This window comes from Sphingomonas sp., from assembly GCF_050725575.1.
GTDB lineage: Bacteria > Pseudomonadota > Alphaproteobacteria > Sphingomonadales > Sphingomonadaceae > Sphingomonas.
This window is the reverse complement of record NZ_JBOHHW010000019.1, coordinates 26,194-44,305: the sequence shown is the minus strand read 5'-3', so window position 1 is coordinate 44,305 and position 18,112 is coordinate 26,194. Positions and strand designations below refer to the sequence as shown.

The 18,112-nt window shown below is 62.6% G+C and carries 23 protein-coding genes and 1 tRNA gene; 22 read left to right on the top strand and 2 right to left on the bottom strand.

Annotation, left to right across the window (positions count from 1 at the left end):
- Positions 1-104 precede the first annotated feature (104 nt).
- The 4 genes from gap (at position 105) to ACRECS_RS14235 (ending at position 4,206) form a co-directional block, all read left to right on the top strand.
- Positions 105-1,115, top strand: a complete 1,011-nt coding sequence (gap, locus tag ACRECS_RS14250) for a type I glyceraldehyde-3-phosphate dehydrogenase (RefSeq protein ID WP_431583613.1) — start codon at positions 105-107, stop codon at positions 1,113-1,115.
- Positions 1,116-1,202: 87 nt separating this feature from the next.
- Complete coding sequence (locus ACRECS_RS14245) at positions 1,203-2,402, top strand: phosphoglycerate kinase (protein ID WP_431583612.1); 1,200 nt, start codon at positions 1,203-1,205, stop codon at positions 2,400-2,402.
- 172 nt (positions 2,403-2,574) lie between these two features.
- Positions 2,575-2,646: transfer RNA gene (locus tag ACRECS_RS14240), tRNA-Lys, on the top strand.
- Positions 2,647-3,066: 420 nt separating this feature from the next.
- Positions 3,067-4,206 (top strand): slipin family protein, encoded by a 1,140-nt coding sequence (locus ACRECS_RS14235; RefSeq protein ID WP_431583611.1) that lies wholly within the window; start codon positions 3,067-3,069, stop codon positions 4,204-4,206.
- Positions 4,207-4,268: 62 nt separating this feature from the next.
- Here the strand turns inward: ACRECS_RS14235 and ACRECS_RS14230 are convergent, their stop codons facing one another.
- Positions 4,269-4,775, bottom strand: a complete 507-nt coding sequence (locus ACRECS_RS14230) for a TlpA family protein disulfide reductase (RefSeq protein WP_431583610.1) — start codon at positions 4,773-4,775, stop codon at positions 4,269-4,271.
- A gap of 135 nt (positions 4,776-4,910) precedes the next feature.
- On the opposite strand from ACRECS_RS14230, the gene ACRECS_RS14225 reads away from it, so the two are divergent.
- The 5 genes from ACRECS_RS14225 to ACRECS_RS14205 are packed head-to-tail and all read left to right on the top strand — an operon-like array spanning position 4,911 to position 8,050.
- Positions 4,911-5,819: a class I fructose-bisphosphate aldolase gene (locus ACRECS_RS14225; protein ID WP_187763885.1), complete on the top strand. Its 909-nt coding sequence runs from the start codon at positions 4,911-4,913 to the stop codon at positions 5,817-5,819.
- Positions 5,816-6,217: a putative quinol monooxygenase gene (locus ACRECS_RS14220; RefSeq protein ID WP_431583609.1), complete on the top strand. Its 402-nt coding sequence runs from the start codon at positions 5,816-5,818 to the stop codon at positions 6,215-6,217. Before ACRECS_RS14225 ends, ACRECS_RS14220 begins: the two co-directional genes overlap by 4 nt.
- On the top strand, positions 6,214-6,888 hold the full coding sequence (locus tag ACRECS_RS14215) for an O-methyltransferase (RefSeq protein ID WP_431583608.1): 675 nt from the start codon (positions 6,214-6,216) through the stop codon (positions 6,886-6,888). The genes ACRECS_RS14220 and ACRECS_RS14215 overlap by 4 nt, the downstream gene beginning before the upstream one ends.
- Positions 6,885-7,565: a thiamine phosphate synthase gene (gene thiE / locus ACRECS_RS14210; RefSeq protein ID WP_431583607.1), complete on the top strand. Its 681-nt coding sequence runs from the start codon at positions 6,885-6,887 to the stop codon at positions 7,563-7,565. The genes ACRECS_RS14215 and thiE overlap by 4 nt, the downstream gene beginning before the upstream one ends.
- Positions 7,562-8,050 (top strand): GFA family protein, encoded by a 489-nt coding sequence (locus tag ACRECS_RS14205; RefSeq protein ID WP_431583606.1) that lies wholly within the window; start codon positions 7,562-7,564, stop codon positions 8,048-8,050. The genes thiE and ACRECS_RS14205 overlap by 4 nt, the downstream gene beginning before the upstream one ends.
- A 4-nt stretch (positions 8,051-8,054) precedes the next feature.
- Here the strand turns inward: ACRECS_RS14205 and ACRECS_RS14200 are convergent, their stop codons facing one another.
- Positions 8,055-8,642, bottom strand: coding sequence for a DUF882 domain-containing protein (locus ACRECS_RS14200; RefSeq protein WP_431583605.1), 588 nt, complete (start codon positions 8,640-8,642; stop codon positions 8,055-8,057).
- 38 nt (positions 8,643-8,680) lie between these two features.
- On the opposite strand from ACRECS_RS14200, the gene ACRECS_RS14195 reads away from it, so the two are divergent.
- From ACRECS_RS14195 to ACRECS_RS14135, 13 genes are all read left to right on the top strand, one after another.
- Positions 8,681-9,694, top strand: coding sequence for a L,D-transpeptidase family protein (locus tag ACRECS_RS14195; protein ID WP_431583604.1), 1,014 nt, complete (start codon positions 8,681-8,683; stop codon positions 9,692-9,694).
- Between the two features lie 14 nt (positions 9,695-9,708).
- Positions 9,709-10,299, top strand: a complete 591-nt coding sequence (locus ACRECS_RS14190; RefSeq protein WP_431583603.1) for a M23 family metallopeptidase — start codon at positions 9,709-9,711, stop codon at positions 10,297-10,299.
- 38 nt (positions 10,300-10,337) lie between these two features.
- The gene (gene efp / locus ACRECS_RS14185) at positions 10,338-10,901 is read left to right on the top strand and encodes an elongation factor P (protein ID WP_187763878.1); all 564 of its coding nucleotides are present in this window, start codon (positions 10,338-10,340) and stop codon (positions 10,899-10,901) included.
- 100 nt (positions 10,902-11,001) lie between these two features.
- On the top strand, positions 11,002-11,814 hold the full coding sequence (locus ACRECS_RS14180) for an inositol monophosphatase family protein (RefSeq protein WP_431583602.1): 813 nt from the start codon (positions 11,002-11,004) through the stop codon (positions 11,812-11,814).
- A gap of 117 nt (positions 11,815-11,931) precedes the next feature.
- Positions 11,932-12,306, top strand: coding sequence for an NADH-quinone oxidoreductase subunit A (locus tag ACRECS_RS14175; protein ID WP_431583601.1), 375 nt, complete (start codon positions 11,932-11,934; stop codon positions 12,304-12,306).
- A complete protein-coding gene (locus ACRECS_RS14170; RefSeq protein ID WP_187763874.1) occupies positions 12,297-12,836 on the top strand; it encodes a NuoB/complex I 20 kDa subunit family protein in 540 nt (179 codons plus the stop codon). Before ACRECS_RS14175 ends, ACRECS_RS14170 begins: the two co-directional genes overlap by 10 nt.
- Positions 12,833-13,726 carry an NADH-quinone oxidoreductase subunit C gene (locus ACRECS_RS14165; protein ID WP_431583600.1) on the top strand — a complete coding sequence of 298 codons (894 nt, stop codon included), beginning with the start codon at positions 12,833-12,835 and terminating at the stop codon, positions 13,724-13,726. Before ACRECS_RS14170 ends, ACRECS_RS14165 begins: the two co-directional genes overlap by 4 nt.
- A complete protein-coding gene (locus ACRECS_RS14160) occupies positions 13,719-14,954 on the top strand; it encodes an NADH-quinone oxidoreductase subunit D (RefSeq protein WP_431583599.1) in 1,236 nt (411 codons plus the stop codon). Before ACRECS_RS14165 ends, ACRECS_RS14160 begins: the two co-directional genes overlap by 8 nt.
- Positions 14,951-15,166, top strand: a complete 216-nt coding sequence (locus tag ACRECS_RS14155) for a hypothetical protein (RefSeq protein ID WP_431583598.1) — start codon at positions 14,951-14,953, stop codon at positions 15,164-15,166. The genes ACRECS_RS14160 and ACRECS_RS14155 overlap by 4 nt, the downstream gene beginning before the upstream one ends.
- A complete protein-coding gene (locus ACRECS_RS14150) occupies positions 15,159-15,827 on the top strand; it encodes a complex I 24 kDa subunit family protein (protein WP_431583597.1) in 669 nt (222 codons plus the stop codon). The genes ACRECS_RS14155 and ACRECS_RS14150 overlap by 8 nt, the downstream gene beginning before the upstream one ends.
- Positions 15,824-15,988: a hypothetical protein gene (locus ACRECS_RS14145; protein WP_431583596.1), complete on the top strand. Its 165-nt coding sequence runs from the start codon at positions 15,824-15,826 to the stop codon at positions 15,986-15,988. Before ACRECS_RS14150 ends, ACRECS_RS14145 begins: the two co-directional genes overlap by 4 nt.
- Before the next feature lie 112 nt (positions 15,989-16,100).
- Positions 16,101-17,405: an NADH-quinone oxidoreductase subunit NuoF gene (gene nuoF, locus ACRECS_RS14140; protein ID WP_431583595.1), complete on the top strand. Its 1,305-nt coding sequence runs from the start codon at positions 16,101-16,103 to the stop codon at positions 17,403-17,405.
- The gene (locus ACRECS_RS14135) at positions 17,402-18,112 is read left to right on the top strand and encodes a hypothetical protein (RefSeq protein WP_431583594.1); all 711 of its coding nucleotides are present in this window, start codon (positions 17,402-17,404) and stop codon (positions 18,110-18,112) included. Before nuoF ends, ACRECS_RS14135 begins: the two co-directional genes overlap by 4 nt.

Below are 18,112 nucleotides of genomic sequence, written 5' to 3'. Positions count from 1 at the left end.
CCCGGAATTAACGCCCAGCCGTTCGCCCTGAGCTTGTCGAAGGGTTAGCGCTTGGGCTTCGACAGGCTCAGCCCGAACGGGTTGAGGAGATCAGGAGGAAGACTATGACGATCAAGGTTGCGATCAACGGGTTCGGACGCATTGGCCGGCTTGTCGCGCGTGCGGTGCTGGAGCGGGGTGATACCGGCCTAGAACTCGTCGCGATCAACGATCTGGCCGACGCGAAATCGAACGCGTGGCTGTTCAGCCGCGATTCGGTGCATGGCAAATATCCCGGCAAGGTGTCGGCCGAGGGCCAGGACCTGGTGGTTGATGGCAAGCACATCCGCGTCACTGCGGAGCGTGACCCGGCGAACCTGCCGCACAAGGAATTGGGCGTCGACATCGTACTCGAATGCACTGGCTTCTTCACGGATCGCGAGAGTGTGCAGAAGCATATCGATGCGGGTGCGAAGAAGGTGCTGATCTCCGCCCCGGGCAAGGGCGTCGATCTGACCGTCGTGTATGGCGTCAACCACGACAAGCTCGAGGCTGGGCACAACATCGTCTCGAACGCGTCGTGCACGACCAACTGTCTGGCGCCGGTTGCCAAGGTGCTGAACGATGCGATCGGCATCGAGCGCGGCCTGATGACCACGGTTCATGCCTATACCAATGACCAGAAGGTCCTCGACCAGATCCACCCCGATCTGCGCCGCGCGCGCGCTGCCGCCATGTCGATGATCCCGACCACCACTGGTGCGGCCCGCGCGGTCGGCGAAGTGCTGCCGGAACTGAAGGGCAAGCTCGACGGCTCGGCGATCCGCGTGCCGGTACCGGACGTCTCGCTGATCGACCTGACCTTCACTCCGTCGCGCGACACGACGAAGGAAGAGGTCAATGCGATCCTCAAGGCGGCGTCGGAGAGCGGCCCGCTCAAGGGCATTCTCGATTACACCGATGAGCCTTTGGTTTCGATCGACCTGATGCACACGCCGGCATCCTCGACCGTCGACAGCCTGGAAACCGCCGTGCTCGACGGCAAGCTGGTCCGGGTGGTCAGCTGGTATGACAATGAATGGGGCTTCTCCAACCGCATGGTCGATACGGCCGGCGCGATGGCCAAGTTCATCTGATCACCATGCCGCCGTCCCGGTTGTCGGGGCGGCGGTTTTGATTTGCCGCACGACGTTCGTCGATGATGTGACCGGGATAGAAGAAGCATGAGCAGGCCATTCAAAACACTCGATGATATGGGTGATGTCGCCGGCAAGCGCGTGCTGGTCCGCGAGGATCTGAACGTGCCGATGGCGGACGGCGCGGTCACCGACGACACGCGGTTGCGTGCGACCTTGCCGACCGTGAGCGAGCTGGCCGACAAGGGCGCGATCGTCCTGATCCTCGCGCATTTCGGGCGGCCCAAGGGGCAGCGCAATCCGGACCTGTCGCTGGCGATGCTGACCAGGCCTTATGAAGTGGTGCTTGGTCGGCCGGTGCGCTTCATTGGCGATTGCGCCGGGGCGGAGGCCGCGGAAGCGGTGGCCACGCTGCAAGCTGGCGATGTCGCGATCCTCGAGAATACGCGCTTCCATGCCGGCGAAGAGAAGAACGATCCCGCGCTGGTCGCCGAGATGGCGAAGCTCGGCGATTTCTACGTCAACGACGCGTTCTCCGCTGCGCATCGCGCTCATGCTTCGACTGAAGGGCTGGCGCATGTCCTGCCGGCCTTTGCTGGCCGGGCGATGGAGGTCGAACTTGATGCGCTCGACAAGGCGCTGGGCAATCCGGAGCATCCGGTCGCGGCCGTGGTCGGCGGCGCCAAGGTGTCGACCAAGCTCGACGTGCTCAAGCATCTGGTTGCGCGGGTCGATCACCTGATCATCGGCGGGGGCATGGCCAACACCTTCCTGGCGGCACGCGGCGTCGATGTCGGCAAGTCGCTGTGCGAACATGATTTGACCGGCACCGCGGAGGAGATTTTCGACGCGGCAGAGCGGGCCAATTGCACCATCCATCTGCCCTATGACGTGGTGGTGGCGAAGGAATTCCGCGCCAATCCCCCGGTCCGCACCGTCAATGTGCATGAGGTCGCCGCGGATGAAATGATCCTCGATGTCGGACCCGCCGCGGTCGAGGCATTGGCGGATGTGCTGAAGAATTGCCGCACCCTGGTATGGAACGGGCCGATGGGCGCGTTCGAAACGCCGCCGTTCGATATGGCGACGGTTGCGCTGGCTAAGACGGCAGCGGCGCTGACTCGCGACGGATCGCTGGTGTCGGTGGCCGGTGGTGGCGACACGGTGGCCGCACTCAACCAGGCCGGCGTCGGCGACGATTTCACCTTCGTCTCGACTGCCGGCGGCGCGTTCCTTGAATGGATGGAAGGCAAGGAATTGCCTGGGGTCGCAGCGCTCTCTCGCTGACTCTGGACATTTGCTGCGACGCAGCATAAGCTATCCCCGATTTGGTCATTTCGTTGGGGCTCGTGAGACCCCGCGGGCGCGGTCGGCTCTGCCGGCGCCGTGTTCCATGATTGGATCGCGCTCATTGGGAGCACTTGCCTATCACGCAAGAGAAGACGGTTCGACTCCGTCCCTTTGGATAGCTCATCGGTAGAGCAACAGACTTTTAATCTGTGTGTAGCGGGTTCGAATCCCGCTCCAAGACAAGCCCGTGAAAAGGCTCTTCATAGGGAAGGCCGGCGGGGTGCTCAGGCTGAAGGAGATGCGCTGAAGCTTCGGCCGATGCGCGACCCCGATGCCAACCGGTTTCCGGCTTTGTGCCGGCGAGGATACCGGCAAGCCGCGCGGCGACGCGGCGCTTCTTCCAGGCTCGGGTCATGGCCCGTTCGCTGTGGGGGCGCTCAACCGCCAACCGGCCCGCCTCAATCGCCGGACCGCCGCGAAGACGGGGAGCATCCCCCGGCCGACCTTTTCCCGGTCTACCTCCCAACGCAAACGGTTCAAGATATGCACATTTCGTTATATGTTGCGGTGCAGCATTTTGCGCTTGCGCCGGTAACGATCCGGGCCTAACCGCCCCGTCCCGCTTGGCAATTGGGCCTGGCGGAAGAAGAGGAGGACGGCGATGATCCGCAAGGAATTCATTGTTGCCGAGAACCAGCGCGGCCTCCTCGTAAAGGATGGCCGCCTGCTTCAGATGCTCGACCCTGGACGTCATACGTTCTGGGATTGGGATAACCGGCTCAGTGCCGAGATCGTCACTGCACAGGGCGTGTTCAATTCGCCCTGGGCCGCGATCATCGAGAAGCTGCACTCGGAAATGGCGGCCGAGTATTTCATGGTCGTGCGGCCCGGCGAAGGCCAGGCGGCGGTGGTGTGGCTCGATGGCCGTGCGTCGCTGATCGCGCGGCCGGGCCAGGCAGTGCATGTGTGGAAGGTGCTGAATGACGTTCGCGTCGAGACCTTCGACGTGCTCGCCGAGCCGCGGCTGGGCAAGGCACAGCTTGTCGCGTTCGAAAAGGCCGAGGCCGGTACGGTCGCAGCGATCGCGATCGTGTCGGTGGCGGAAGCACAGGCGGGGCTCGTCTTTTTCGACGGCGAGCTCATCGAGACGCTGAAGCCCGGCCGGTACGGCTATTGGCAGATCGGCCGCAAGGTTACTGCCCGGACGCTCGACACCCGGCCATTACCGCTCGAGGTGACCGCGCAGGAAATCCTGACTCGCGACCGTATCTCGATCCGCGTGACGCTCACCAGCTTCGTGCAGGTGGCCGACGTGGAGAAGGCCGCGCTCGCGACGCCGGATTACCAGGCGCACATCTATAAGCTCGTTCAGTTCGCGGTCCGCGAGGCCGTGGGCGGACGGACGCTCGACGAGGTCCTCAACGACCGTGAGAAGGTCGATACGCAGATCGTCGATCATGTCCGGCGCGAGCTTGGCGATATCGGCGTGACGGTGACCGAACTCGGCGTGAAGGACGTGATCCTTCCCGGCGAGATGCGCGAGCTGATCAACAAGGTGATCGAGGCGGAGAAGATCGCGCAGGCGAACCTGATCCGCCGGCGCGAGGAGACCGCGGCGACGCGCTCGTTGCTCAACACGGCGAAGCTGATGGAGGACAACCCCACGCTGCTCCGCCTGAAGGAGCTCGAGAGCCTTGAGCGAGTCACCGAGAAGATCGGCCGGATCGACGTGCACGCCAGTTCGGGCGAGGGGCTCAATGCCATTCTCGACCGGCTCGTGCATCTCAAGCCGCGTGACTGACGGAGAACGGGGGGGGCCAGGCCTCTCCCCGTTTTTCTGTCCGGAGTCGCAACGTTATCGCGTCAGGAAGCTGGAACGGGCTCGTTCAGCAACGGCACCAGATTGGTATTCAGGTCTTCGAGGCTGAACGATGCCGCCTTGGCGTAGCGAATACGGCCGCTGCGATCGATGATATAATTGGTCGGCACGGCCTTGATCCGGCCATAGGGGCCGGAGATTTTTCGTACCGCAGGCATCTTCATCAGCGCGAACATCTTTTTCAACTGATAGATCGGTGCCGAGTCCTCGGTCGTTACGGCGAATATCTTAAGCCCGTTCTTCTTTTGTACCTCGTAATAGCGATCAAGCAACGGCAACTCTTCCCGGCATGGCACACACCAGGTTGCCCAGAAATTCAGTACGACGACGTTGCCGCGCAACTGATCCAGCGTGACCTTCGATCCGTCGACCAGGGTGATTTCGAACGGCGGCGCCATGTCGCCGACCTTGGGAACCTTCGCGCCGACCAGCGTCAGCGCAATCACGCCGAGTCCCAACGTCTTGCACAATGCCGAAAATCGATTCGCCATGTGACCATCCCCCCTGTCACCGAAAAAGTGTGATGTGTTCCATAGCGCGTCAAGTGCTCCTCGGCGCACCGCACATTGCCCCGCGCGCACAGCCCCGCTAACAGCCGCGCCAGCACATTCGTATAGGGGATTATGATGACGCCGATCGTGAAGGCTATTCTCGACAAATATGAATCGGACAATCCCGGCGTTAAGGCGAACCTCGCGCGCATCCTGATGCAGGGCAAGCTTGGCGGCACCGGCAAGCTGATCATCCTACCCGTCGACCAGGGGTTCGAACATGGTCCGGCCCGCAGCTTCTCGGTCAATCCGGCGGCTTATGACCCGCATTACCATTATCAGCTCGCGATCGACGCCGGCCTGTCGGCCTATGCCGCACCGCTCGGCATGCTTGAAGCGGGTGCGGCCACCTTTGCGGGCCAGATCCCGACCATCCTCAAGGTCAACAGTTCGAACAGCTGGGCGACCGGCGCCAACCAGGCAGTGACCGCTGGCGTCGAGGACGCGGTGCGGCTCGGCTGCTCGGCGATCGGTTTCACCATCTATCCCGGCTCGGATGACCTGTTCGACATGATCGGCCAGATCCGCGAACTTTCCGCCGAAGCCAAGTCGGTCGGCATCGCGACGGTCATCTGGTCCTATCCACGTGGCGGCGCACTGCCCAAGTCGGGCGAACTCGCGCTCGATGTCGGCGCCTATGCCGCGCACATGGCGGCGTTGCTCGGCGCACATATCATCAAGGTGAAGCTGCCGAGCGACCATATCGAGCAGAAGGAAGCCAAGCCGATGTACGAAGGCACCGACTGGTCGAAACAGTCGGACCGGGTGCGCCATGTGGTGCAGTCGAGCTTTGCCGGCCGCCGTATCGTGGTCTTCTCGGGTGGAGCCGCCAAGGGCGCCGACGCGGTCTATCAGGACGCGCGCGACATCCGCGACGGCGGCGGCAATGGCTCGATCATCGGCCGCAACACGTTCCAGCGCGAGCGCGGTGAAGCGTTGGCGATGCTCGAAAAGCTCGTTCGCATCTACAAGGGCGAGGAGTGAGCGATAGCATGATCGTCGGGCGCCGCGCCGTTGTCGGCGGCGCCGTTGCGATCGCGCTGGTTGGCTTGCCGTCGTCCGCGATGGCGGTGGAGGGCGATATGTACGGTATGATCGGGCGGATGATCGCCAAACCCGGCCAGCGTGATGCGCTGGCCGCGCTGCTGACTGTCGGTTCCGACACGATGCCGGGCTGTCTCAGCTATGTCGTGGCCGAGGACCTCGCCAATGCCGATGCGCTATGGGTGACCGAGGTGTGGGAGAACAAGGCAGCGCATGACGCGTCGCTGACGCTGCCCGTTGTGCGCGAGGCGATCGCCAAAGGGCGGCCGCTGATCGCGGAGTTCGACAGTAGTGCGGAGACGCGGCCGATCAGCGGCGTCGCCGGACCACGGGGATGAGCGATCTCGCCTGGACCCGTATCGACGAGTATATCGCGGCCCATCTGCTGGGTCCCGACGAAGCGCTGACCTCTGCGCTGCGTGCCAATGAGGCGGGCGGATTACCCCCGATCGACGTATCGGCGCCGCAGGGGAAGCTGCTCCATCTGCTGGCGCGCATTGCCGGTGCGCGGCGTATCCTTGAGGTCGGCACGCTTGGCGGCTATTCCACTATCTGGCTGGCGCGTGCGCTGCCTGCGGATGGCCGGCTGGTGACGCTCGAGCTTGAGCCGCATCATGCCGAGGTGGCACGGGGCAACATCGCCAAGGCAGGCTTGGCGGGCAAGGTCGATATCCGCGTCGGCGCGGCCGAGGACACGCTCAACGCGATGATCGCGGCGGATGAAGGCCCGTTCGACTTCGTCTTCATCGACGCGGACAAGCCCGGCAATGTCGCCTATCTGCGTGCTGCGATTGCGCTGTCGCGGCCGGGCGCGACGATCATCGTCGACAATGTCGTGCGCGAGGGCGGCGTGCTTGATGCCGACAGCGATGATCCGCGCATTCAGGGGACGCGGGCCCTGTTCGAGGCGGTGGCCGCTGAGCCACGGCTGAGCGCCACGGCGGTCCAGACAGTCGGCAGGAAGAAATGGGACGGCTTTCTGATCGCCGTGCTAGGGGCGCCGGCATGACTGACATAGACCCTCTTGGCCCGCTCGACCCGGGTTTCGCTGCACGTTTCACCCGCGATATCCGGCGCCCGCCGTGCCAGCTTTACCTGATTTCGCCGCTCGATGTCGGCGGCGGCTTCCCCGATCGCCTGGCGCGCGCGCTCGATACCGGCCCGGTGGCGGCGTTCCAGTTCCGCGTGAAGAATGTAGATCAGCATGAGGCGGCACGGCTCGGCGAGCCGCTACGCTCGATCTGTGCCGCGCATGATGTGGCATTCATCGTCAATGACAGCATCTCGCTCGCCAAGCGGCTGGAAGCCGACGGGGTGCATCTCGGCCAGGAGGACGGCGATCCGCGCGAGGCACGTTCGGTGCTTGGCCCCAATGCGCAGATCGGCGTCACCTGTCACGACAGCCGCCATCTCGCGATGGAAGCCGGGGAGGCCGGTGCCGATTATGTCGCGTTCGGCGCTTTTTATCCGACCACGACCAAGACCGTCAGCCATGTACCCGACCCGGTGATCCTGAGCTGGTGGTCGACCGTGTTCGAGGTGCCCTGCGTTGCGATCGGCGGCATCACACCAGCCAATGCCGCGCCGCTGATCGCCGCCGGCGCGGACTTCCTTGCCGTATCGCAGGCGGTTTGGGGCGGAGACGAGGCTGCAGCGGTCAAGGCGTTTCAGGTGGTGCTGGGATGAGCAGGGCATTTGACGGCGGCTGCGAGTGCGGCGCGACGCGCTACCGCCTGCACGGCGACCCGATCATGACCAATTGCTGCCATTGCCGCGATTGCCAGCGCATCACCGGATCTGCGTTCGCAATCAATATCATGACCGAAACCAACCGGATCGAAATACTCCAGGGCGAACCGCTGCTCCGACGCCTGGAGCGGGGAGAGGCTGGCGATACGCGGGCGTGGCGGTGTGGCGTATGCGACTCCCTGCTGTATGCCGATCATCCGATGTTCGGGGACAAGGCGCGCTTCGTTCGCGCCGGGACGCTCGATCAGGGCGAAGTCTTCGCGCCCGATGCGCATTATTTTACGCGGTCGAAATATCCCTGGGTCAAGATCCCGGCCGGGGTGGCACAATTCTCCACGCTTCCGGAAAACGGCACCGGCGTCGATCTGGGCGAGTCGCGGACCGCCCGGCTGTCAGCGGCATTCGTAGGGCCGCCGCGCTAGGCGCTTACCAGTAGCGCACGCGTCCGGTGTCGACATGGACGAAGCCGTCGCGCGGGTAATAGCCGACGCCGCCGCCGCCGAGCGCCATTGCCGCACCACGCAGCCGTTCCAGTGATACGCCCGGAATCATGATGTCACTTGCCTTGCCCAGCATATGCTGGCTCTGGTTTGCCACCCCGGTATGCTCGCCGCCCTGCGCGCGCAGCGCCGCATTGGTCTTGGGTGAGCGATAGCCGGAGATCAGGTCGATCTTGCGCGATCCCGTCACTTCGAGCTTCTCGCGCAATTGCACCAGCAGCGAGAGCAATTGCGGGTCCATGTGGAACATCTCCCCGGTGCGCCAGTCGCGCAGGCCATGATTCAGTTCGGCCAGGCCTTCCGGCACCAGGCGACCGGAGCGGACGAAAACGGCATCGACACTCTCATTGGTATGAACGTTACGAAGCGCCAGCCGCCACTCATCAGTTGCGGCAAGCGCGGGGAACGGCATCATCAGTGCCGCGCCGCCGGCAACCGCACCGCGAATCAGGGCGCGGCGTGACAGGACAGGTGTAACGGGATGCTCCAGGCCGGAAACATGCCCCCCAATCATCGTTGTCTCCATGAAGCAAGATGTAGGAGATTGAAACGATGAGGAAAATCGCGATCGCAACAGCTTGTCTGGCAATAGTCTCCATTGGTCCCGTTCGTGCCGTGGGGCAGGGAACAAAAGCTGCAGTGGCACCAGTGCTGGATCGCTCGATTCTTCATGCCCAGGTCATTCTCGACCATCTCGGCTTTTCGCCCGGCGTGCTTGATGGCCGGACTGGCAAATCGCTCGCCGCTGCGGTGAAAGGGTTTCAGGAGTCGCGCAACCTGAAAGAGACCGGCGTGCTGGACCGCGCGACGATGCGTGCACTCCATCCATTTCGCGGGCTTCGCCCAACCAAGAACCTGTCACTCGAGCCGGAAACGCTCGAGGGGCCCTTCGTTGATCCAATACCGGAAGATCCCGCGGAGCAGGCCAAATTGCCCGCACTGGGCTATCGCTCGGCGCTCGAGAAGCTGAGTGAGATGTTTCATACCACCCCTGAGGTGCTGGTGGAACTGAACGGTCCGACCGCTAGCCTGATGCCGGGGTCGGCGTTCGTCGTGCCCAACGCCTTGCCGGTATCGCGCGACTATGACCCGAAACTGCCCGCCGACTGGCGTAAGACACTCTCCGACCTGAATGTGGACGCCAATCAGCCGCAAGGTGCGAAGGTGGTGGTCGACAAATCCGACGAGGTGCTGCGCGTGCTCGACAAGAACGGCAAGCTGGTCGGCCAGTTCATGGCGACGATGGGTAGCAGCAACGATCCGCTGCCGATCGGCAAATGGACGATCAAAGGCGCCTCGTACAATCCGCCGTTCCATTATAATCCGAAGCTGTTCTGGGACGCTGACAGCAGCGACAAGGCGGCACGGTTGCCGCCGGGGCCGAACGGTCCGGTCGGCGTGATCTGGCTCGATCTCTCCAAGCCGCATTACGGCATCCACGGCACGCCGGAGCCGAGCACGGTGGGCCGCGCGGAAAGCCATGGCTGCATTCGCCTGACCAACTGGGACGCGGCGCGGCTGTCGCTGATGATCAAGCCCGGCACGCCGGCGGTGTTCCAGCCCTGAGCACGTTTCGTAAATTGGGCTATGGCCTGCTGATCGCATTCTGCGTGCCGGTCGCCCTATGGGTGGCGCTGCTGGTCTTTCTGCCCGATGCCCCGTCAGAACGCGCTCAGCCCGTCGTGCGGCAAGCAACCGAGCCGATAGTCCTGACCGACGCAGGACATGCGGTGCTCGCGATGCCCGTCGCGGGCGTGCCGCGCGAGCAATTGCAGGACAATTGGGGCGACCCGCGCGACAATGGCCTGCGCGCGCATCATGGCACCGATATTATGGCGCCGGCCAATACGCCGGTGATCGCCGCGGCGCCCGGTACGATCGAGAAATTATGGACCAGCGCGGCGGGCGGCATAACGATCTATGTGCGCTCGCCAGGTCGCGGCTGGACTTACTATTATGCCCATCTCTCTGGGTACGCGGCGGGCCTCCATGAAGGCCAGGGGGTGAAAACCGGGGATCCGCTCGGCTTTGTCGGCGATACCGGCAATGCGGGTGCGGGCAATTATCACCTTCATTTCGGCCTCACGCGTACCACACCCGAACAGCATTGGTATGAGGGAGAGGATGTCGATCCCTACCCATACCTTGCCGGAAAGCCCGCCTCCCGCTAAAGGCCGCCCCTTCGCTCTTTCCAGCTTGCAGGTTTCCCATGAAGATCAACGCGGTCGAGATTCGTCCCGGCAATATCCTCGAATTCGAAGGCGGCATCTGGAAGACCGTCAAGATCCAGCATACCCAGCCGGGCAAGGGCGGCGCCTATATGCAGGTCGAGATGAAAAACCTGATCGACGGCCGCAAGAACAATGTCCGCTTCCGTTCCGCCGAAAGCGTCGAGCGGGTACGGCTCGACACGGTCGATTTCCAGTTCCTGTTCCGTGAGGGCGATACGCTGACCTTCATGGACAAGAATAATTACGAGCAGATCACGCTCGATGCCGACATCCTCGGCGATGCCGCTGCGTTCTTGCAGGACGGCATGGATGTCGTGATGGAGTTGTGGGAAGAGCGCCCGATCTCGGTGCAACTGCCCGACACGATCGAAGCGCTGATCGTCGAGGCGGACGCGGTGGTGAAGGGCCAGACGGCATCGTCGTCCTACAAGCCTGCGATCCTTGAAAATGGCGTCCGCGTGATGGTTCCGCCGCATATCGGCGCCGGCACGCGCATCGTCGTCGATGTGTACGAGCAGACTTATGTGAGGCGGGCTGACTGACCCCGCTCGCGGGAGTTTAGGGAGGGCCTGTCCCGACCGCTGCTCGCGTGACATACCCTTTACCCGACCCTTCCCGCGTGCGGGAGGGGAGGAGAATATCATGGTTTCCCATTCCGGCCTGATGACTGTCATGGACCGCGCCGCGCGCAAGGCGGGGCCGCGGCTGCGTCGCGACTTCAACGAGGTCCAGCAGCTTCAGGTCAGCCGCAAGGGCCCGGCCGATTTCGTGACCATGGCCGACCAGCGCGCCGAACAGACCCTGTTCGAGGAGCTGTCGCGCGCGCGCCGCGACTGGGGTTTTCTGATGGAGGAGCGCGGTGAAGTTGCCGGCGATCCCAACAAGCCGCGCTTCATCGTCGATCCGCTCGACGGTACCACCAACTTCCTGCACGGTATTCCGCATTTCGCGATCTCGATCGCGGTCGAGGAAACCTTGCCTAACGGTAAGCGTGAAGTCACCTCGGCGCTGGTCTATCAGCCGCTGACCGATGAAGCCTTCTGGGCCGAAAAGGGCAGGGGCGCCTGGGTTCAGTCGGAGCGGCTGCGCGTGTCGGCACGGCGTGACCTGGCCGACTCGCTTATTGCAACGGGCATCCCGTTCCTGGGGCATGGCAATTTCGCCGAATGGAGCCGCATCTTCGGCGCGATCGCGCCCGAAGTGGCGGGCATCCGTCGCCTTGGCGCGGCATCGCTCGATCTTGCCTGGGTTGCGGCGGGTCGGTTTGACGGCTTCTGGGAATCGAACCTGCAGCATTGGGACACAGCGGCGGGCATGCTGCTGATCAAGGAAGCAGGTGGTTTCGTCACCGACTTCCGCGGCGGCGAGAAGATGGTTGAGCGCAGCGAGTATCTCGCGGCAAACGACGTGCTGCAATCGAAGCTGCACAAGCTGCTGGCCGGGGCGTTGCGCTAGGCATTTGCCCCGCCGATCCGGCGGGTATTTGCGAGTCATTCTCACCCCTCAAAGCCTTGCCCGGTAACGGCCATCGGCCTAAAGCCGCGGCATCTGTTCGCACATGCGAGATGCCCATTGTTCGACCTGTCGCAATATCTGCCGATCCTGCTGTTCCTGGGCGTAGCCATCGTCCTGTCCAGCGCCTTTGTGTTCCTGCCGATGATCGCAGCGCGCTTTACCGGCGCACATAAACCGACTGCGGAAAAGCTGACCGAATATGAATGCGGCTTTCCCGCGTTCGAGGATTCGCGCAGCCAGTTCGACGTGCGTTTCTATCTCGTCGCGATCCTGTTCATTATCTTCGATCTCGAGGCCGCGTTCCTCTATCCCTGGGCGGTCAGCGTGTTCACCCTCGGCTGGGCGGCATGGATTTCAATGATGGTCTTTATCGCGGAGCTTGCGCTCGGCCTTGTCTATGCCTGGAAGAAGGGAGCGCTGGAATGGGAGTAGAACTCACTGTGCCGCCGCCCGCCGGCACCTTGCCCGATGTTTCGTTCCTCAACGACATCAATGGCGAGCTCAACGACAAGGGGTTCCTGGTCACCTCGACCGAGGATCTGTTCCAATGGGCACGCACCGGCTCGCTGTGGTGGATGACTTTCGGGCTCGCCTGCTGTGCGGTCGAGATGATCCATGTGAACATGCCGCGCTACGATCTGGAACGTTTCGGCGCCGCGCCGCGTGCGTCCCCACGCCAGTCCGACGTGATGATCGTCGCCGGCACATTGTGCAACAAGATGGCGCCGGCGCTGCGCAAGGTTTACGACCAGATGTCGGAGCCGAAATACGTCATCTCGATGGGCTCGTGCGCCAATGGCGGCGGCTATTATCATTATAGCTACAGCGTGGTGCGCGGTTGCGACCGGATCGTGCCGGTGGACATCTATGTCCCGGGCTGTCCGCCGACTGCCGAAGCGTTGCTTTACGGCATCATGCAGTTGCAGCGGAAGATCCGCCGTTCCGGAACCATCGAACGGTGAGGGCGCCTGCACCGGCTTATGCCGCAAATGACGGCGTGATCGATTCCGCTGGCCGCGCGCTCGGCCCGGCGTTGCTGTCGTCGCTCGACGCGGTCGGCGAAGTCGCGCTTCATGTCGATCGCGTCTCCCTGGTCGAGACGATGATCGCGCTGCGCGACACGCCCGGCCTCGAATATCAGCAGCTGATGGAAATCGCCGGCGTTGATTATCCGGATCGTGAAGAACGGTTCGAAGTGGTCTATTGCCTGCTCTCGCTGACGCGCAATCACCGTATCCGCGTGCATGTGCAGACCGATGAGGAAAAGCCGGTGCCGTCGGTGACGGGCATCTGGCCGGTCGCGGGCTGGCTCGAGCGCGAAGTGTACGACATGTACGGCGTGCTGTTCGAGGGGAACCCCGACCTGCGCCGCATCCTGACCGATTACGGTTTTCGCGGTCATCCGCAGCGCAAGGATTTTCCGCTCTCCGGCTTTGTCGAACTGCGCTATTCGGAAGAAGCGAAGCGCGTGGTGTACGAGCCCGTCAAGCTCGCCCAGGATTTTCGCACCTTCGACTTTACCTCTCCCTGGGAAGGGGCCGAGTACGTCCTGCCCGGCGACGAAAAGGCTGCGTTGCCCGAAGCAAAGGGGGCGCCGACACCGTTGAAGGCGGACGAGATCGTCAAGGCCGACGCGGCGAAGAGCGAGGCTGCAGCGCCACCACCCAAGCCGAAAACGACTGAAACTCCGGCGCAGACCGGTGCCGGCAAGGCCGAACCTGACGCGAAGCCCAAGCCCGTAGATCCCGATGTGGTGAAGGCGCCGCGCAAGCCGCGCGCCAAGCCGACCGCGTCGGACACTGCGCCTTCCAAGCCGCGTACGCGCAAGAAGCCGGATACGAACAATGGCTGATTATCTCGACGAGATCGAACGCCGCACGGATGCCGCCGATCCGACCCCCGGTGACGTCGAAATCCAGAACTACACGATCAATTTCGGTCCGCAGCATCCGGCCGCGCACGGTGTGCTGCGTCTGGTGATGGAGCTCGACGGCGAGATCGTCGAGCGGGTCGATCCGCATATCGGCCTGCTACATCGTGGCACCGAAAAGCTGATCGAGTACAAGACCTACACCCAGGCGCTGCCCTATTTCGATCGGCTCGATTATTGCTCGCCTTTGTGCATGGAGCACAGCTTCGTGCTGGCGATCGAGAAGCTGCTCGATCTCGAAGTGCCGATCCGCGCGCAATATCTCCGCGTCTTCTTCGCTGAGCTGACGCGTATCTCGAACCATATGCTCAATCTCGGCTCGCACGTCATGGACGTCGGCGCGATGACGCCGAACCTGTGGCTGTTCGAGATCCGCGAAGACTGTCTGAACTTCTTCGAACGCGTCTCCGGCGCGCGCATGCACTCGGCCTATTTCCGGCCTGGCGGCGTGCATCAGGATACGCCGCTCAAGTTGCTGACCGATATCGCCGACTGGCTCGACACGCGCCTGCCGCGCCTGTTCGAGGACGCGATCAGCCTGGTTGCCGACAATCGCATCTTCAAGCAGCGCAATGTCGATATCGCCACGGTCAGCCGCGACGATGCAGTGAAATGGGGCTTTTCCGGTCCGATGATCCGCGGCTCCGGCATTCCGTGGGATCTGCGCAAGTCGCAGCCCTATGATGTCTATGCGAAGATGGATTTCGAGGTGCCGGTCGGCACGCGCGGCGATTGCTATGACCGGTTCATGGTGCGCGTCGAGGAAGTGCGTCAGTCGGCACGGATCATGAGGCAGTGCCTCAATGAAATGCCCGACGGGCCGATCGCGTCGCTCGACCGCAAGGTGGTGCCGCCCAAGCGCGCCGAAATGAAGCGCTCGATGGAAGCGCTGATCCACCACTTCAAGCTCTATACCGAGGGCTTCCATGTGCCAGCGGGCGACGTCTATGTCGCGACCGAAAGCCCCAAGGGCGAGTTCGGCGTGTATCTGGTCGCCGACGGCAGCAACAAGCCGTACCGCTGCAAGATCCGCCCGACCGCGTTCAGCCATCTCCAGGCGATGGACTTCATGGCCAAGGGGCACATGCTTGCGGACACGACCGCCATTCTCGGCGCGATGGATATCGTGTTCGGGGAGTGCGATCGGTGATCGCCGGCAGTGTGAAAATTTGGAATGCATTAGTGCTGACGGCTTGGCTGTCATTCACTCTTATATGTGTGCTCGTTGTCTTTGAGGTTATTGCCATGCCCCGTTGGGGTATGTGGGTTGTCGGTGCCATGGGCGTCTTCAACCTCGCAACTTTTGGTAAAGGCCTTTACGCACGCCGAGCAATCGAGCCGACCGGAACCGTTAATGGCTGAAGCACCCAAAATCCCCGACGAAGCCGAGACTCGCGCGCGCTGGAGCGCGTTTGCGTGGACCGACGAGAATCAGAAAAAGGCGACCGAAATCCTCGGCCGCTATCCCAAGGGGCGCGAGCAATCGGCGTCGCTCCCTTTGCTCGATCTCGCCCAGCGCCAGGTCGGTGCGGAGACGCAAACTCAGGGCTGGCTGCCGGTTCCGGTGATCGAGTTCGTCGCGCGCGCGATCGGCGTGCCCTATATGCGCGTCTATGAGGTTGCGACCTTCTACACCATGTTCAACATGGCGCCGGTTGGCCGCTATCATGTGCAGGTGTGCGGCACGACGCCGTGCATGCTCGCCGGGTCGGACGATGTGCTCTCGGCGTGCAAGAATCACGGCCTTATCAAGGGCAAGACCACGCCCGACGGCCTGTTCACGTTGACTGAGGTCGAATGCCTCGGCACCTGCGCCAACGCGCCGATGGTGCAGATCAACGACGATAATTACGAAGATCTCGATTACGACCGCACCACCGCGATCCTTGAGGCACTGGCATCGGGCAAAACCCCGCCGCCGGGCTCGACCACCGGGCGCAGGAGCAGCGAGCCTGCCGGCGGGCCGACCACGCTGACGGCGATGGTCGACGAGAATCACGATTATCGGGGGGAATGGGCATGAACAAGAACACCCTCATCACCATCCTCGCGGTCATCGGCGGCATCGTCGTGCTCGGCTGGGCGCTCAAGCTGACTTTCAAGCTGCTTGGCCTGCTGATCGTCATCGGCATTGGCCTGGTAATCTATTTCGGCGCGCAGAAGATGCTGGGAGGACCGAAGTGAATATTGGTCTGAACATCGCCCTGGTAACCGGACTGAGCGTTTCGCTGACCATGATCGTGGTCGCGTTGTGGTTCATCGTATCCGCTCGCCGCAATCGGAAGGGCGAAAAATAATGCTCGCCGACAAGGATCGCATCTTCACCAACGTCTATGGTTTCCAGCCATGGAACCTTGCTGCCGCGCAAAAGCGTGGCGACTGGGACAACACCAAGGCGCTGATGGCCATTGGCCAGGACGCCATCATCGACAAGGTGAAGGCGTCGGGCCTGCGCGGTCGTGGTGGCGCAGGCTTTCCGACCGGCATGAAGTGGAGCTTCATGCCCAAGGAGCCCAAGCCTGACCGGCCGAACTTCCTGGTCATCAACGCCGATGAATCCGAACCGGGTTCGTGCAAGGACCGCGAAATCATTCGCCACGATCCGCACAAGCTGATCGAAGGCGCGCTGATTGCGGGCTATGCGATGCGCGCGCGTGCCGCGTACATCTACATCCGCGGCGAATATATCCGCGAGGCGGAGACGCTTTTTGCCGCCGTCGCCGAGGCATATGACAAGGGCCTGCTTGGCAAGAATGCCTGTGGCTCGGGCTATGATTTCGACGTGTTCGTCCATCGCGGCGCCGGCGCGTACATCTGCGGCGAAGAAACCGCGATGCTTGAAAGCCTTGAGGGCAAGAAGGGTCAACCGCGCCTCAAGCCGCCATTCCCGGCCGGCGCCGGCCTGTATGGCTGCCCGACCACGGTCAACAATGTCGAATCGATCGCGGTCGTGCCGACCATTTTGCGCCGTGGGCCGGAATGGTTCGCCAGCTTCGGCTGCGAGAAGAATGAGGGCACCAAGCTCTTCCAGATCAGCGGCCATGTGAACAAGCCGTGCGTTGTCGAAGAGGCAATGAGCATCTCGTTCCGCGAACTGATCGAAGTGCATTGCGGCGGCATTCGCGGCGGCTGGGACAATCTGCTTGCGGTCATTCCCGGCGGCTCTTCCGTGCCGCTGGTGCCGGCAGCGGAGATCATGGATGCGCCGATGGATTTCGACGGGCTGAAAGCACTCGGCTCGGGCCTCGGTACTGCGGCGGTGATCGTCATGGACAAGTCGACCGACATCGTCCGCGCGATCAGCCGCATTTCTTATTTCTACAAGCATGAGAGCTGCGGCCAGTGTACGCCATGCCGTGAAGGCACTGGCTGGATGTGGCGCGTGATGGAGCGGATGCGCACCGGTGATGCCGATGTGTCGGAAATCGATACGCTCTATCAGGTAACCAAGCAGGTCGAAGGTCATACTATCTGTGCGCTTGGTGATGCGGCGGCCTGGCCGATCCAGGGCCTGATCCGGCATTTCCGCCCCGAAATGGAGCGGCGGATCATTGAAAAGCAGGGCGGCGGGCTGTCACCGATGATGGAGGCAGCGGAATGATGGTCAAAGGCATAAGCATCGCTTGTCTGGCAATCGCGATGATCGATCCTGCTGTGGCGCAGAAGGTGAATAGTGGGGAACGCGTGAAAGAGCAGGGGCGATCCTCTGCTAAGGCGGCGCAAGAGTTTGCCAACTGCCTTGTATATCGCCGCGGCGAGGATGTGCGGTTGTTTCTCGATATGACGACGCCGGACGCCGCTGCGAAGATCAGCCGGGGGCTGTTTAGCGAAGAGAACTGCCTGAGTATGCCGAATGCGATAGCGTTCACCGAGTCACTGCAACTGCAATCGCCGGCGGCGATCCAGCGCGGTGTGCTGGCAGAGGCATTGATGGGTGACATGAAAGATCAACCAGTACCGGAAGCCCAGCCGCTCAGAACCAATTATCGTAACCCTTGGTTTAAAGTGTCCGCGCGAGATCCAGCTGTCGATGAGATGGCGACGTGCGTTGCTGCAACCAATCCATCGGGAATCACGAAACTCGTCCATACCGTGGCGGAAAGTGGTGAAGAACGGGCTGCGGTTGCCAGCCTGTCGCCGTCACTTGGCCCGTGTCTGGTAAAGAACGCCAAATTGACCGCCAATCGGCAATCGCTGCGCGCTGCGCTTGCCGAGGCGCTGTATCACCGCATGGCAACGCCCGAGTTGCTGACGGCACCGGAAGCCGGTGGCGATCGGCCGGTCTCGACATCGCCGGTGAGAAACTGA